The organism is Maribacter corallii, assembly GCF_047345415.1.
Classification (GTDB): domain Bacteria; phylum Bacteroidota; class Bacteroidia; order Flavobacteriales; family Flavobacteriaceae; genus Maribacter_C.
The window spans coordinates 936,841-952,811 of the sequence record NZ_JBLFEP010000001.1 but is presented as its reverse complement, the minus strand read 5'-3'; the positions used below and the strand labels follow the sequence as shown (position 1 = coordinate 952,811).

Sequence of the window (15,971 nt, the reverse complement as noted above, 5' to 3'; positions counted from 1 at the left end):
TAATGCCAAGTAATAAGAAGACGAAAATCGTGGCCACATTAGGCCCAGCTACGAGTAAGAAAGAGGTATTACGGAAGATGATTGAGGCGGGTGTCGATGTCTTTAGAATCAACTTTTCACATGCGGATTATGAAGATGTTACCGAACGAATCAAAATAATTCGCGAACTGAACGAAGAAATGCAGATCTACACGGCTATTTTAGCCGATTTGCAAGGCCCTAAACTCAGGGTGGGTGTAATGGCCGGTGAAGTGGTCGTAGCACCTGGTGATGAGATAACCTTTGTGACCGGTCAGCCCTTCGAAGGCACTGCGGAGAAAGTGTATATGAACTACACGAATTTCCCCAAGGATGTCAAGCCTGGCGAGCGTATTTTATTGGATGATGGAAAATTGATGTTTCAAGTCGTTTCTACAAACGGTAAAGATCAAGTAAAGGCGAAAGTCGTTCAAGGCGGCCCGTTGAAATCTAAAAAAGGGGTAAACCTTCCCAATACCAATATATCGCTACCGGCATTGACCGAGAAGGATGTGAAGGATGCCATTTTTGCCATTTCAAAAGATGTCGATTGGATTGCCCTTTCGTTCGTTAGGTTTAGCCAAGATCTTATCGATCTCCAGAAAATTATCAACGAGCATTCAGAGCACAAGATTCCGATTATAGCGAAAATCGAGAAGCCCGAAGCGGTGGAGAACATCGATAAAATCGTAGCGTATTGTGACGGTCTAATGGTCGCTCGTGGAGATTTAGGGGTTGAAGTTCCGGCACAGGAAGTTCCCCTTATCCAAAAGCAATTGGTCTTACGTGCGAAAAAAGCACGGATTCCCGTTATTATCGCTACCCAAATGATGGAAACCATGATAACGAGTTTGACGCCCACAAGGGCGGAGGTAAATGATGTTGCCAACTCAGTGATGGATGGTGCCGACGCCGTGATGCTTTCCGGTGAGACCTCGGTAGGTAATTATCCAGTACAGGTAATCGATAAAATGTCAAGTATCCTTAAGAGCGTCGAAGGCTCAGAATTAATTCAGGTACCGCAAGAGCCCCCTCATATTCGCACCAAACGATACATTACCAAAGCAGTATGCTATCATGCAGCTATCATGGCGAATGAGATTAAGGCAAAGGCCATTTCTACCTTGACCAACAGTGGGTATACGGCCTTTCAGATTTCGGCATGGCGACCCAGCGCCCATATTTTGGTATTTACCTCAAACCGGAGGATTTTAACGCAACTGAACTTGCTTTGGGGCGTGAAGGCCTTCTATTATGACAAATACGTTTCAACCGATGAGACAATAGAAGATGTAAATGCCATAGCCTGTAAAAAAGGGTTTTTAGATGTTGGCGATATGTTGATTAGCTTAGCGGCAATGCCCATAAAGGATAAGGGTATGGTGAACACCCTCAGGGTGACGGAAATTGAGACCTGTAGTTTCTAGGGTCACAAAGCATATTGAAACTAACGTAAAGAAGCCGTAATCATTTAGCGATTACGGCTTCTTACATCTGAACAAAATACACTTAAGCTACTTCTTTTTCATAGGCTATAAAATTGACCACCTCTCCAGAGGTGTTGAATACTGGTTCGCCTTTAATCCAGCATTTATAAGTTGACCCATCTTTGCGGTAGTTCAGAACTATGGTCTCAAATGGAGTTTTCGACTGTACGGCTTTACGAATGGCCCCAGTCGTTTCTTTGCACGTATCGGCACCTTGGAATATCGTAGGTCTCTTGCCAATAATTTCATGAGGTTCATAGCCGTTCATGTCAATAATGTTCTTAGTGGCATGAACGATCTTGAGTTGCGGATCTGTGACCACTATAACCTGTTGTTTGTGCAATAATTCGTTGGCAAAATGGCTTTGATAAGACCATTCATTGGTTTCCGCTAAAAGGCTCAATGATTCAATGTCCTTGTAATTTTTACAGACTGCAACAAAATGTGGAGCGTACATATCCCATGAGGTAATGGGTAGACTGTTAATGTCTAAGCTATCATGAAATTTGTTCGCTGCTTTATCGTATGCTTTTATTTCGCTCATATATCGTTAACTTGGATTGGAGACGTATTTCAACACTGAAATAGCACCGCTCTGATAATCAAAGCTATAAAAAGCGCTTCAGGCAATAAAATCTCAGGAAATGATTAACACTCTTGTTTAAGAATTAAGTTTTTTAACAAGATTTTATGGGCGTAAGGATGAACAAAAGAAACGGACTAAATCTTAGAATTATAGATTTTAAGGGCAGAAAACTATGAAATTTGAGTTTCATGACCATCAGATCGGTTCCTTATTCGGATTGACCGACGATATCAAAAAGTACGTGAAGCAATTTACAATGGCTTCAGGAACCATTAACATTCTTTGGAATCGAAATTCCGAACCAGTAACTGTACTGGTAGATGGCATGCCGATTCAATTGTTGGCCAATCAGTTATTGACGACCACTTACCTACATCATGTTTCCTACGAACGTACAGAGGCACCATTGACTGCCTTTCTTTTTAATCGGGAATTCTACTGTATTTCGGACCATGACAGTGAAGTCTCCTGTAATGGTATTTTGTTCTTCGGTACACAAGACCTTCCCATTATTAGTATCCCCAAGGCACAAGAACGCAAGTTCAATACCCTATATGAGGTTTTTGAGGATGAGTTTTCCACACCCGATAAAATTCAAGGAGACATGCTTCAAATGCTGCTCAAACGGCTTATTATTATCTGTACACGACTTGCCAAAGAGCAGCACATCGTGCAGAAGCTAGATAATGAACAGATCGATGTAGTACGCAAGTTCAATGTTTTGGTAGATACGCATTACAAGACCAAACGCAAAGTGGGCGACTATGCCGAAATGCTTTTTAAGAGCCCGAAGACCTTATCCAATCTTTTTGCGATTTATAACCAGAAATCACCGCAACAGATTATTTTGGAACGTCTTGCACTTGAGGCAAAACGTTTGATGACCTTTACCGATAAACAGAATCAAGAAATCGCTTATGAACTTGGGTTCAACGACCCGGCTCATTTTAGTCGATTTTTCAAAAAAATGACCCAGATCTCCCCCACTAAATATCGAGAAAACGCCCTTATTTCCTCCTGACGGGAAATTTCTACAAGCCTTCGGGCAATCCTTCATAACAGTCACCCTCTTTGTTGACGCATCTTTGCCTTGTAATTAAAAATAAAGAAGGATGAAGTCACATAACAAATCATTATTCAATCTAATTGAAATATTCCGCAAAGGAAACACGTCGCGTCCGATGCCTATCAATGTTAAGGCACATTGCGAACAAAAACACCATCACGATTTTTATTGTGATTCAGAGAAACCGTTTATATCAATTTTAAAGTAAGTCGTAATCATCATTCAGTAGAATGATACTAAAAACAAGAGAAACATGAGCACATTCAATGTACCACAAAGAGAAGAAGTAAGTGAAAATAATAAAGCGATTTTCGATACCCTTGAAAAAGCTATCGGCTTTGTTCCTAACCTGTATGCCACCTATGCGCATTCGGAAAACGCTTTAGCAAATTATCTAAACCTAAGCAACGCCAAAACATCATTGACTGCAAAACAGAAAGAAGCTGTAAATCTTGCCGTCAGTGAGGTAAACGACTGTATTTATTGTCTATCGGCCCACACGGCCATCGGTAAAATGAACGGTTTTTCGGAAAGTGAGATCTATGAGTTGAGGGCAGGAAGGGCGTCTTTCGATATCAAATTGGATGCACTGGCCCGTTTGGCCAACAACCTAACCGAAAATAGGGGTGCTGCCGATGAAACAGTTCTTGAAAACTTTTTTGCCCAGGGCTGGACAAAAGAAAACCTTATCGATACGATTGTTTTGGTAGGTGATAAAACCATTTCAAACTATTTGCACAAAACAACTAAAGTGCCAGTAGATTTTCCAGAGGCACAGCCTTTAGAAGCAGTAGGAGTATAATTAAATCAACATATAATCATAAAATTAAATTTAAAAACAAGATCATGAAAAAAGTAATTGTAGTAGTAGCATTGGTATTCGGAGCGGTATTTTCAATGAATGCCCAAGACAAAATGATGAAGGAAGACAAAATGATGAAGGAAACCGTGCAGAAGATCGCTTTAGAGCAGACTCCTGGAGAGTTTACCCAGAAAAACCTGACGGTGAAAGAAGGTACCTATATCTTCGAAATTAGCAACAATGCGGTAGGTCACGATGTCGGGTTTGTCTTAGTTGAAAAGGGAAAGGATATCAGTAAACCCGAAAACCATATACAAACGGCCTATGTAACCGAAGTGGTCGGTACTGGAAAAACCCAGACCTCAAAACCGACGAAATTGGCAAAGGGAGAATATGTTTATTTCTGCCCTATGAATCCGACGGCAACGGATAATATACTGACCGTGGAATAACATTTAGACAAGTATCAATAAAAAAAGCCCCGCAGTGCGGGGCTTTTTAATGTTTATTGGAAACACATTAGTTTGCCTCTACCTGCTCGGTCTTGGCATTTTGCGTTTCGTTTTCTAACTCTTCCGCTAAATCTTCAAGCTCTCCTTTTACACTACAGGAAACAGCGAATAAAGAAACGGCGAATAAAGCGATCAATCTTGTTTTGTTAAATAAGGTCTTCATGGTAAAAAATGTTTGGGTTGATAAAATTGTTTTACTAAAACAGTAAGATGACCGCTTTATTGCCAAATGTTAATTTATTCGATGAAATGCACCCTTTTATCAAGATGGACCAAGATAGGTTCGTCAAAAGTCGAATTTCAGTTGAACGGAGACGGTTTCTTCTTGAGGGGTCACTTTCTTTTTCTCGGTATTCAGATTGGCCAAGGAAATGCCTAGGAGTCGCACAGAATTCTGAAGTTCTTCCTGATAGAGCAATTCTTTTGCGGTTTCCAAGATCAACCCCTTGTCCGAAATATAATAGGGAAGGGTCTTGCTACGGGTGTTCAGAGTAAAATCGCTGTACTTTATCTTTAAGGTAACGGTCTTGCCAGCGATCTTTGAGGTGTTTAGGCGACGTTCCAATTCTGTGGCAATATGCTCCAATCGTTCTAACATGAACACCTCACTGCTGAGATTTTCACTAAAGGTACGTTCGGCCCCAACGGACTTGGGAGTCCGATGCGGTTTGACTTCGCTCGTATGAATACCACGCACCACCTGATAATAATGTCCGCCACTTTTCCCAAAGTGTTCCTTTAAAAAATCCAGTGACTTGGTTTTGAGATCTTTTCCGGTAAAAATACCGAGCTTGTACATTTTTTGAGCGGTAACCTTGCCCACTCCGTAAAACTTTCGAATTTCAAGATTTTCCAAGAACTGCAATACTTCTTCCGGGTTGACCGTTTTTTGACCATTAGGCTTATTGATGTCACTGGCGACCTTGGCAATGAACTTGTTGATAGAGATTCCTGCGGAAGCGGCCAAACCGACTTCCTCTAAAATGCGCTGACGGATTTCTTTGGCAATGAGTGTTGCCGAAGGATTACCTTTTTTATTGACCGTCACATCGAGATAGGCTTCATCTAAGGAAAGCGGTTCGACCAAATCGGTATACTCGAAAAAGATGCTGCGGATCTGTTTTGATATTTCCTTGTAGCGTGAGAACCGGGGCTTTACGAAAATGATTTGTGGACAGTTCTTTTTGGCCAAGTAACCGCTCATAGCACTGCGTACTCCATACTTTCTTGCTTCGTAGTTGGCGGCGGATACGACACCCCTTTTTTCGCTGCCCCCAACTGCAACGGGCTTTCCTTTTAATTCCGGGTCGTCCAATTCCTCCACGGAAGCGTAAAAAGCATCCATATCCACATGGATTATCTTTCGTAAAGGTAAATCCGTTTCCATATTGTAAATTTATAGAACTAATCGACCAAAAAAGACAGTGTGATAGAGATAGAGCGTAAGTTTTTGATCAAATCGGATGCCTATAAGCAAGAGGCGGTGTCAAAAGAGCGCATCGTTCAGGGTTTTTTGAACACCCATGAAGAGCGCACGGTACGTATTCGGATTACCGGTGATTTCGGATACTTGACCATCAAGGGAAAATCAAATGCTTCGGGTACGTCCCGTTTTGAGTGGGAGAAAGAACTACTAGTAGCGGATGCAAAGGCACTTCTCGAACTATGTGAAAAGGGAATCATCGATAAGACCAGATATCGAGTGCCAAAAGGACAACATATCTTTGAAATCGACGAGTTTCATGGCGAGAATGATGGATTGGTCATCGGCGAAATCGAATTGACCGAAGAGGTTGAGCATTTTGAACATCCCGATTGGTTGGGCGATGAGGTTACCGGAGATGTGAAGTATTATAATTCGAAATTGAGTAAAAACCCTTTTAAAACATGGTACATCTAAAACAGTTCGGCATTTGTATTTTTTTGATGGCAATGGCTTGTAAAGAGACCCCTTCAGCGCAACATGAGGTCACTGAAACCTCGATAGTTGCGACCGAAGAACCAAAGAAAACAGCACTACAGTTAAAGGAAGAATTGACGAGCAAAGGTTTTGAGATATTCGATTATGTCGATGAAGAAACCAAGGATACGGTGTTGATGCAGCAATATTATATCGCTTTTTTAAAACGTGGCCCGAATCGTTCACAGAACAAGGCAGAGGCAGATAGTCTGCAAGCCTTGCATATGGCTCATCTCGGGCGCATGTATGAAGAAGGGTATGCCGATATTTCCGGACCTTTTGGAGATGACGGAGACATTCGAGGTATCACAATCTACAATACCCCAACCTTGAAAATAGCAGATAGTCTGGCCAACTTGGATCCCATGGTCAAATCCGGAAGATTACGGATAGAGGTACATCCTTGGTGGGCGGCCAAGGGGTTTCCGTTGCGCTAGGTGTGCCGCCCAAGTGATATGCCTATGAATTGTCGGTCAACGCTGTTCTATAGCGTATGCGTTCCAGTTTTGCCTTTTCCGATCTTTTCCGTGACTCCGCTATTTTTTTCATAAGAAATGGAACAAGTCCAAGGGTGAATAATACCCCTGACAGTGTTAAGACGGATCCAGCGCTAGAAAAAAGACTTCCACTCGAGAGTATGCCCAAAATCAGCATGGTCGACAATGGAAACGATAACGCAAGCAAACTGACTGCGAAATTGGAATCGAAGGTGCGTTTTTTTTTGGATACCCCATCTTCTTGAACCTCAACCACTGAAATATGGGCAAAGGGCCAAAAACTGCAAGCACTTAGTCCGAAGGCTAGGAAAATCAAAATATCATTGGTAACGGATATGCCTCCGAGGGCGATGACGATACTACAAACAAAGGTCACGAACGCAGCCCGAAGAAACAGTATCGAAATGAGCTGGGCAAACTGTTTTTTCTTGATGTTTACGGCTAGACCGATGAATAACAAAACCAATGGGGTCATCATGACACTCAAACGCTGCAGGCTGTCACTGATGACGAACGGTAACGAATCCATAGAAATGCCAAGTGTAACAAGAACCAGGGCCACTCCGATAAAGATATTGACGGGTTCTGAAACCATTGATTTGAGCAACGACTTCACCTTCGAACTGGTCTTTCGTACATCCTTGGCCTGTAATTTGTAATGCCAACTCATGGCAATGAGATACAGAATGATCAGCACGAATACTTTGTTTCCCAAATCGGCCATGGCTGCTTTTGCAAGATAAGCGTCCCCTAAGAATTCCAATATAAATGGAAAACAAGAGAGTCCGGGTGCCAAAGAGGGAATGAGCAAACGGGCCGTTCTGTACTGGGGCGTATCCTTTTCGAGCCCGGTAAAGGAAGTAAGGTACGGAAAGGCCAAGTATAGCAGCAGGTTAAGTCCAAGGGCCACCAACGGCAGCACTAATAGCCCGGTATCTATTTTGACACCCAGTAGCGCAATACCTATTGTGGCGGGTAAGGCCAGGTTCAGTATAATCTTCTTGATGCCATTGATTTCCTCTTTTGACTTGAATTTCAATTTCATCAGCATACCGATTCCAATGAAAATAAGAAACGTTATGGTTTTTTGTAAGGTGAAATCCATTTAGACCAATACGTTATTCAATGCCTGTGTAAATAGTTTCATTTCATCCATAGTACCCATACTCACGCGGCACCAGTTTTTGCCCATAAAATTGAATGCGCGAACTCCTACTTTTTGTTCGGTCATTTTTTGAAGAAACGCTTTGCCTTCCATTTCAATAGGAAATATCATGAAACTGGTAAAAGAGGGTACATATTCGATATTCATTTTGGTCAGGTTTTCATACACGTAGTTTCTGCAAGCCGCATTTCGCTCACGCGATTCTGTTATAAAGGCCACATCGTCCATAGCCCCTGAGGCAGCAAAAACCGAAGGATAGGAAATGCCCATTCCGGCACGGGTGATTTTTTGAAGTTTTTCTAGCCGGTCTTGTTGGGCGACAGCATACCCTACTCGTAGACCAGCCATTCCGTGTATTTTAGAGAAGGTTCTGGCAATGATGACATCTTTGCCTTCGGCAATCAATGAGACCATACTTTTTTTCATGCCGTCGTCGAGGAAACCGAGGTAGGCTTCATCTATGAATATCGGTACTTTTTCGGAAACCCGAGAACAGAAGTCCAAAAGCTTTTGATGTTCCGTAATGGTTCCGGTAGGGTTGTTGGGGTTGCAGATATAGACTAGTTTGGTATCGGCATCTATGGCCTTTTCCATAGCATCGAGATCGTGCGACCAATCGTCCTTTAATGGAACCGGTTTCCATGTGCCACCTGCCGCTTCGGCCACGCGTATCAATGACATATATGCCGGATCGGCTGATACTACATTTCCGCCATTCATAAAGAGGACCATGGCGGTCTTCTCTAACAAGTCGGAAGAGCCCGGGCCCATCATGATGTTTTTTTGTGCGACCCCTTCAAAATCCGCGATTTTGTCCATGAGGTCAAAGAGTTCTTTCCACGCATAGCGGTTACCCCCAGCAGCTGATTGCTTTAAGGCTTCCAAGGCCATAGGTGAAGGGCCATACGGATTCTCATTGGCATTGAGTTTTGCTGCCAAAACAGGATAGTCCCGAAAATTATCGGGAAGGTATTCCTTGAAAAAGGGGCTGTAAATAGCATCGCCATTCTGGTCTAATTGTAGGGGGAGGTCTGAATTTTTAGAGAACCCGAGATAGGGCGAGGCGAGTACGCCTCCTGCGGTCAAGATTCCGGTTTTTATCCAATTTCGTCTGTTGATTGTCTTTGTTTCCATAGGTGTCCTTTCATTTGAATTAGCTGTGCTTACTAAGTTAAAGGCGGAGGCCGGAAATTGCTATCGCAATCCCATAAAAATCAAGGGGTTAAAATCGAAATCCCATATTTTTGAAGTGTTGAAATTGGGAATTTGATATTCTTGGACAGTGTAGGAAGACCTATTTTACGAAAATAGTATCGATTTCATGAACTGAAATAGGCATACCTAGTTGCGTCCATTGGAAGTGTAAAATCATTCTTCAGAACGGGATAGTCATGTTCGGTCTTTTATTCAAAACTCTTGAAATGAGACCGTAACCAGTTGAAACTGGCCTCGATGGTATCGAAGAGTTGTTCCTCAGGAATGACATCGGGAATAATATCTATGGAGGTCATCAGGTCAAGGGGTTGGGTCTGCAGACCGGTGAATAGCACCTTGACGCCCTTTTTTTGAAGCTCTAGCATGGCGTCTTCCAGGGCATAGAGTCCTGATTGGTCAATATACGGCACCTCTTCAAACCGGATGATAAGGGCATCGACTTCCGGTGATATTTCTTGTAGTTGGTCTTTGAAATGGGCTGTAAAACCAAAAAACAACGGGCCATAGAGGTGTTTGATCAACACCTTGTCTTTGTATTTTTCGTAAAAGGCTTCTTCATCTTTCCATGGTTTTTCGCCGTCGAAGCCGGCCAATGAACCTATTTGGATACCTTCTTCCCCAAGGTCGCTTGCCTTTTTCATGAATAATAACGAAGCCAATATCAGACCGATACCTACCGCCTGTATCAAACTACCGAAAGTGGTGAACAACAAGACGACCACTAAGACGATTGCGTCGGCGCGAGGTACACTGGTCAGATGTTTTAGACCTTTGGTATCGACGATCTTGAAGCCAATCGGAATCAAGATTCCCGCGAGCACTGCTAGCGGAATATGGGCTGCCAAAGACCCTAGACCTAGGAGTACCGCCAAGAGGAATAAGCCGTGAAACATACCGGACAATCGTGTTCTTCCACCAGAGTTGATATTGACAACCGTTCCTTTTGTGGCACCGGCACCGGGGATACCCCCGAACATGGCAGCTACGGCGTTGCCGATGCCCTGACCGATAAGTTCCCGATTGCTATTGTGTTTTGTCTTCGTCATATTATCGGCGATAACCGAGGTTAGTAAGGAATCTATAGAGCCCAAGACGGCCAATACCAAGGCATACTCCGCGATTAAGGAATAGGCCGAACTATCAACGGTCAGGAGACCGTCAAGTTGAAGGCTCGGAAGACCTGATGGAATCTCACCGATTACCGGCACATCCCATTTCAAAAAATACGCGGCCACTGAGGCAACGATTAAGGCTACCAGCGGACTAGGCACAGCTTTGGTGATTTTTGGGAATACGTAGTAAATAAGAACGGTTAGCCCACCTAAAGCCAAGGCTTGCCAGTTGAAATCGGTAAATAGGCTGGGCAGATTTTTCATCACGGCGACGGTCGATTTGGCCGAATCAAGTCCCGCGAACGGAAAAAGCTGTAAAATGACGATAATCAATCCGACCCCACTCATAAACCCTGAAACTACTGGATACGGAAAATACTTGATATACCCGGCAATGTTGATCAGTCCGAACAAGATTTGGAGTACACCGCCAAGAAGAAAAGCCAGAATGATAATGCTCATGGCGCTTTCCAAACTCCCGGCGATATCAATGGCACTGGCCACAAGCGCTGCGGAAACAACGGTCATCGGTCCCGTTGGGCCACTGGCCTGGGTCAAAGTTCCTCCAAAAAGTGCAGCAAGGACACCCACTACTATGGCCCCATAAAGGCCCGCAATAGCCCCTAGACCCGATTGTACCCCAAAGGCAAGGGCTAATGGTAAGGCGACAACTCCTGCGACTAGGCCACCAGTAAGGTCCCCCTTAAGATTACTGAAATCAAACATATCTTTGAACATAGGTCTTGGTTATTTGAAGGTTAGTACCATAAAGGCTTTGGGTACGTATTGACTCGACAGTTTCGTAAATATAGTTCAGTGGCGCTTAAAAAGAAAGTTTCCTCCGAGGCATTGAAGAATATATAGAGACTTGGGTGTTTGTTATAGGTGACCCTATGTATAGTCGGTCATTACAGCGCACTTCTAAACTGTTCCAAAAAACGAATATCGTTCTCACTCAACAAACGGATGTCCGAAATCTGATGCAATAGTAGGGCAATACGATCAATGCCCATCCCAAACGCAAAACCGGAGTATTCGGTTGAATCGATACCACAGTTTTCCAAGACATTCGGATCGACCATACCGCAGCCCATAATCTCTAACCAGCCAGTACCCTTGGTCATGCGATAATCGGTTTCAGTCTCTAAGCCCCAATACACATCAACCTCGGCACTAGGTTCGGTAAACGGAAAATATGAAGGGCGCAATCGTATTTTCGACTTGCCGAAAAGCTCGGTCGTAAAGAACTGTAAGGTCTGTTTTAAATCAGCAAACGAAACATCTTTGTCAATATATAGCCCTTCTACTTGATGAAAGAAGCAATGCGAACGAGCTGAAATTGCCTCATTGCGATACACACGCCCTGGAGATATCGTTCGAATCGGTGGTTTATTATTTTCCATATACCTCACTTGTACGGAAGAGGTATGGGTACGCAATAAGATATCGGGATCGGTCTGTACGAAAAAGGTATCCTGCATATCACGGGCAGGATGGTACTCTGGGAGGTTCAATGCGGTGAAGTTATGCCAATCATCCTCGATTTCAGGTCCTTCCGATACATTGAAACCGATTCTGGAGAAAATCTCGATAATCTGGTTTTTCACAATGGAAATCGGATGCCTAGCGCCCAAAGCCATAGGCTCGCCGGGCCTGGTCAAATCACCGTAGATGCCTTCCTCCTCTACCGTATTCTCTAGAAGGTTCTTTAGCTCGTTTACCTTATCGGTTGCCTTTTTTTGTAATGCATTGACCGTTTGACCAAATTCTTTCTTTTGATCGTTGGGTACATTCTTGAATTCGGCGAAAAATTCTCGCAGCAATCCTTTTTTGCCTAGATATTTAATCCGGAAGGCTTCAACGGCCTCTTGTGAATCAGCGGTGAATTGTTCTACTTCGGCAATATGCTCTTGTATCTTGTCGATCATAACGGTCAGCTCAAGCCGCAAATTTAATTATTTTATGATATAGAGGCCTCTTTGCCCTCATAAAAGATAAACCAAAAAACAGCTATGCCCTATAAGGAATATGCGCCGCGCATTTTTTTGCTCATACCTGTCCTTATGACAAGAAAAGGCCAATGCACAGCATTGGCCTTTTCTTGTCATCTTACTTTTTAGTCTAAGAAGGTGACCTTCCCGTTTGAGATATCATACATGGCGCCTACGATCTTGATTTCCCCGTTTTCCTCCATTTCCTGGAGTACCGGACTCAAGCTTCTGGTGTCCTCTATGGTCAATTCTACATTTTTCATGGACACTTCGTTCACGAAAGCAATGTTTTTGGAGTTTCTTTTATCCGGTTCTGATGGCTCTTTTATGGCCCTAACCGCAGGTTTGATTTTATGCAGTAAAGTGGTCAAATTACCCATTTTGGCATCATCACAGGCTCCCTTTACTGCTCCGCAAGCGGTATGACCAAGGATGACCACTACTTTTGTACCTGCTAGTTTACAGGCAAACTCGATGCTACCTAAAAGATCTTCATTGACGATATTTCCTGCCACCCGGGCACTGAAAATATCACCGACTCCTTGATCGAATACCAACTCGGCCGAAACTCGGGAATCGATACAGCTTAAGATTGTGGCAAAGGGGTATTGCCCTGAGGCGGTATCATCGACCTGATTCAGTAGATTACGGTCTGCTTTCTTGTTGGCGACAAACCTGTTATTGCCTTCCTTTAGAAGTTGAATGGCCATATCTGGCGTTATCGATGCCTGTGTTTCTTTTGTATGTGCTTTCATTTCTTAAGATTATTTTTTATTGATTCAAATGATATACTAGGCTTTTTTACGCAGCTTGAAGAACTCGATATAGCTAGGAGGATTTTCAACCACGCCACGCTCGGAAACTAGCTTGATATTGATATTTCTATTTCTCGCCTTTTCGGAAAAATCTTCCAAGATTTCGATGATATCATTATCAAGGTATCTCGTTTTGCTGACATCAAGCTCCAAAAATGAATTTTCGGGAAGTTTATCCAATTCCTTTAAGATAGCACCTTTGTTAAAGAATGTCACCTCTTCTGCTAGGGTCATTTTAATCTTACCATCGTCTACATCTTCTCCTTCCATATGTAGAAAATGGGAGTTCTGGTAGCTTTTAATCAGGATGACGATGATTCCAACAGCGAGTCCGAGTCCGATACCGATCAATAAATCGGTAAATACGATGCCGAGCACCGTAACGATAAACGGAATAAACTGTTTCCAACCCAAATTATACATGGTTTTGAACAGTGCCGGCTTGGCTAGTTTAAAACCAACGATAAAAAGAACCGCCGCCAACACCGAAAGCGGAATCATGTTCAATAGCCTAGGAATGAGAATTACCGAGGTCAATAAGAAGAAACCATGAATAATCGCTGCCATTTTCGTCTTACCCCCTGATTGAATGTTAGCCGAACTCCTAACGATTACCTGTGTTATAGGTAGACCGCCGATCATACCTGAGATGATATTACCAGTACCCTGCGCTAGTAGTTCACGGTTGGTGGGGGTAACCCGTTTTTCGGGATCCAGCTTATCCGTCGCTTCTACACAGAGCAATGTCTCCAGACTTGCAACGAGGGCAATGGTGAAAGCCGTAATCCATATTTGAGGATTCGTAATGGCACCGAAATTCGGAAAACTGAATTGTGCCAAAAAGGAAGATGCATCCTCAGGTACCGGCACGCTTACTAAATGATCGGCTGAAATACCCCATATCTCGTTGCCTTTGGTGAGATTGAAAAAAATGATGCCAACCACTACAGCGACCAGCGGCCCTTGCACAAGTTGAAAAATCTTTCCTTTTTTAGATAGGATATTACTCCAGAGCAATAGTATGCCGAGACCGATTAGGGCGATTATAGTTGCTCCCGGGCTTATGTTATTAAAAGTTTGTAGTATTTCCGTAAATGTATTTTCCCCATCCACTTGAAAAAAGGCAAAGTCACCTTCTGGGTCGGGATCATATCCAAAGAAATGCGGAATTTGTTTCAAGATGATGATGATACCTATTCCCGTCAACATTCCCTTGATTACGGAAGAGGGAAAGTAATAGCCAATGATACCTGCCTTTAAAATTCCAAACCCCAATTGTATGGCCCCTCCTAAAACTACAGCAAGGAGGAAGTTTTCAAAACCACCTAATGCTCCGATCGCGGTCAAAACAATGGCAGCTAAACCGGCAGCAGGTCCACTGACACCGATATGGGATCCGCTGGCCACACCTACGACAATACCGCCGATAATACCGGCAATAAGGCCAGAGAATAGTGGGGCTCCACTTGCCAGGGCAATGCCCAAACACAAGGGCAATGCTACGAAAAATACAACGATACTAGCGGGTAGGTCGTTCTTTAAATATTTAAACATAAAAAAGTAGTTGGGTCCTCATTGTACTCATGAAGACTGATTAGTTAATCGAAAATAAAATAACAGATACCTTAAGCGAGCTGTTTAGGGGGTGGAAGAAAAATGGCCAAGGCCGTTGAATAGTCGCTTTCCAAGTAAAAATTTGCCATCGAAGCGATTTCAACGTGCACGACAATCGGTGCGTTCGTATTCGAACCCAAGAAGAAGTCGTTTTCACCTACTTCTTTTTTTTCCTCTTTTTTTTCTTCTTCGTTGAAATCTATCGCAACGGAAGTGTTTTCACCATTCTCGACCAAAATCAATAGCGTTGGAGCCAGAATGGCCGTAACCAACAAAAAGGACAGTATGATGAGCATTGGTGTTTTCATAAAAAAAGGGAAGAAAATATAAAGATAAAAGTATTACTATCATTTTCTGTTAACAAAATTTTAAAAGTCCTTTAACAGTTTAATGTTTTCTGAAGTCAACCAACCGATTTGACCATCGGCGATTCGTATTTTTTTCCAATCGTTAAACTCTTCCAGAACATTGAGTTTCGTCCCTTCATGTAATCGAAAAACTTCCTGACTTCTATCGTTAGGTTCTGATTTTATGATAACTTCGTCGGTAAATACAATGGCCGGTCGGTCTGCTTGAAAATCGCTATAGGACATATATGCAAGTGCAGTAGCGCTTATGGCGAGCAAAAGGGCAAACATCCCTAAAATAAAGGCGATCCGTTTTTGAGTGGCATAATTTAGATAATAGAAGGCAATATAGAGCAGTACAAAAAGCATCATAAAGGCGACCGCGGCGTACCCCCACTGATCGAAAGATAACATACCCACAATGTTCGTGTATATTTTGGAAAGCCCCGTTTCAGGCATCATTTCAATGGCATCTAAGGTCATATTCTGGGCATACCCCAGATTGTTTCGTATTTCGGGATCGTTGGGCTTCAATAACAACGCTTTTTCATAGTAATAGATGCTTGGAGCTATTTGATTGAGCTTGTAATAGGCATTGCCTAGATTGTAGTATAGCTCGGCCGAATGTTCCCCATTTTCCAATATCTTGAGGTAGCTCTCTATGGCCTTGTTGTAGTCTCCTTCATTATAGGCTTCAGTTCCCGTATTGAAAATAGTTTCGTTCTGCCCTTGAATAAAAAAGGAGCATAGTAGCATTAGAATAGCAAGTGTTGCACGTAACATA

The 15,971-nt window shown here is 43.0% G+C and carries 17 protein-coding genes; 6 read left to right on the top strand and 11 right to left on the bottom strand.

The features are described 5' to 3' along the window. The first annotated feature begins 2 nt into the window (after window positions 1–2). The gene (pyk, locus tag ACKWCA_RS04370; RefSeq protein ID WP_413976917.1) at window positions 3–1,445 is read left to right on the top strand and encodes a pyruvate kinase; all 1,443 of its coding nucleotides are present in this window, start codon (window positions 3–5) and stop codon (window positions 1,443–1,445) included. Window positions 1,446–1,527: 82 nt separating this feature from the next. Here the strand turns inward: pyk and ACKWCA_RS04365 are convergent, their stop codons facing one another. Next, window positions 1,528–2,049: a PAS domain-containing protein gene (locus ACKWCA_RS04365; RefSeq protein WP_413976916.1), complete on the bottom strand. Its 522-nt coding sequence runs from the start codon at window positions 2,047–2,049 to the stop codon at window positions 1,528–1,530. Window positions 2,050–2,263: 214 nt separating this feature from the next. Here ACKWCA_RS04365 and ACKWCA_RS04360 point away from each other — a divergent pair, with 214 nt between their 5' ends. From ACKWCA_RS04360 to ACKWCA_RS04350, 3 genes are all read left to right on the top strand, one after another. Continuing rightward, complete coding sequence (locus ACKWCA_RS04360; protein WP_413976915.1) at window positions 2,264–3,112, top strand: helix-turn-helix domain-containing protein; 849 nt, start codon at window positions 2,264–2,266, stop codon at window positions 3,110–3,112. A 298-nt stretch (window positions 3,113–3,410) separates the two neighbouring features. Then, window positions 3,411–3,959 (top strand): carboxymuconolactone decarboxylase family protein, encoded by a 549-nt coding sequence (locus ACKWCA_RS04355; protein WP_413976914.1) that lies wholly within the window; start codon window positions 3,411–3,413, stop codon window positions 3,957–3,959. Between the two features lie 44 nt (window positions 3,960–4,003). Beyond that, the gene (locus ACKWCA_RS04350; protein WP_413976913.1) at window positions 4,004–4,411 is read left to right on the top strand and encodes a plastocyanin/azurin family copper-binding protein; all 408 of its coding nucleotides are present in this window, start codon (window positions 4,004–4,006) and stop codon (window positions 4,409–4,411) included. Between the two features lie 67 nt (window positions 4,412–4,478). On the opposite strand, the gene ACKWCA_RS04345 is transcribed toward ACKWCA_RS04350, so the two are convergent. Together ACKWCA_RS04345 and dinB are read right to left on the bottom strand one after the other, a co-directional pair. After that, entirely contained in the window at window positions 4,479–4,634 is a 156-nt protein-coding gene (locus ACKWCA_RS04345; protein ID WP_413976912.1) for a hypothetical protein, read from the bottom strand. A 123-nt stretch (window positions 4,635–4,757) separates the two neighbouring features. Continuing rightward, complete coding sequence (dinB, locus tag ACKWCA_RS04340) at window positions 4,758–5,858, bottom strand: DNA polymerase IV (RefSeq protein WP_413976911.1); 1,101 nt, start codon at window positions 5,856–5,858, stop codon at window positions 4,758–4,760. 39 nt (window positions 5,859–5,897) lie between these two features. On the opposite strand from dinB, the gene ACKWCA_RS04335 reads away from it, so the two are divergent. Both ACKWCA_RS04335 and ACKWCA_RS04330 read left to right on the top strand, forming a co-directional pair. After that, window positions 5,898–6,371, top strand: a complete 474-nt coding sequence (locus ACKWCA_RS04335; protein WP_413976910.1) for a CYTH domain-containing protein — start codon at window positions 5,898–5,900, stop codon at window positions 6,369–6,371. Beyond that, window positions 6,359–6,868, top strand: coding sequence for a YciI family protein (locus ACKWCA_RS04330; protein WP_413976909.1), 510 nt, complete (start codon window positions 6,359–6,361; stop codon window positions 6,866–6,868). The genes ACKWCA_RS04335 and ACKWCA_RS04330 overlap by 13 nt, the downstream gene beginning before the upstream one ends. 22 nt (window positions 6,869–6,890) lie before the next feature. Here ACKWCA_RS04330 and ACKWCA_RS04325 read toward each other — a convergent pair whose 3' ends face one another. The 8 genes from ACKWCA_RS04325 to ACKWCA_RS04290 all read right to left on the bottom strand — a co-directional run bounded on the left by ACKWCA_RS04325 (window position 6,891) and on the right by ACKWCA_RS04290 (window position 15,970). Next, a complete protein-coding gene (locus ACKWCA_RS04325; RefSeq protein WP_413976908.1) occupies window positions 6,891–8,033 on the bottom strand; it encodes an AEC family transporter in 1,143 nt (380 codons plus the stop codon). Continuing rightward, the gene (locus tag ACKWCA_RS04320; RefSeq protein WP_413976907.1) at window positions 8,034–9,227 is read right to left on the bottom strand and encodes a pyridoxal phosphate-dependent aminotransferase; all 1,194 of its coding nucleotides are present in this window, start codon (window positions 9,225–9,227) and stop codon (window positions 8,034–8,036) included. Between the two features lie 269 nt (window positions 9,228–9,496). Then, window positions 9,497–11,158 carry a SulP family inorganic anion transporter gene (locus ACKWCA_RS04315; protein ID WP_413976906.1) on the bottom strand — a complete coding sequence of 554 codons (1,662 nt, stop codon included), beginning with the start codon at window positions 11,156–11,158 and terminating at the stop codon, window positions 9,497–9,499. 170 nt (window positions 11,159–11,328) lie between these two features. Beyond that, window positions 11,329–12,348, bottom strand: a complete 1,020-nt coding sequence (gene pheS, locus ACKWCA_RS04310; protein ID WP_413976905.1) for a phenylalanine--tRNA ligase subunit alpha — start codon at window positions 12,346–12,348, stop codon at window positions 11,329–11,331. Between the two features lie 188 nt (window positions 12,349–12,536). After that, window positions 12,537–13,166, bottom strand: coding sequence for a carbonic anhydrase family protein (locus tag ACKWCA_RS04305; protein WP_413976904.1), 630 nt, complete (start codon window positions 13,164–13,166; stop codon window positions 12,537–12,539). Between the two features lie 36 nt (window positions 13,167–13,202). Next, entirely contained in the window at window positions 13,203–14,780 is a 1,578-nt protein-coding gene (locus ACKWCA_RS04300; protein ID WP_413976903.1) for a SulP family inorganic anion transporter, read from the bottom strand. 71 nt (window positions 14,781–14,851) lie between these two features. After that, window positions 14,852–15,148: a hypothetical protein gene (locus ACKWCA_RS04295; protein WP_413976902.1), complete on the bottom strand. Its 297-nt coding sequence runs from the start codon at window positions 15,146–15,148 to the stop codon at window positions 14,852–14,854. A gap of 60 nt (window positions 15,149–15,208) precedes the next feature. Continuing rightward, on the bottom strand, window positions 15,209–15,970 hold the full coding sequence (locus ACKWCA_RS04290) for an SH3 domain-containing protein (protein ID WP_413976901.1): 762 nt from the start codon (window positions 15,968–15,970) through the stop codon (window positions 15,209–15,211). Window position 15,971: the final 1 nt, after the last annotated feature.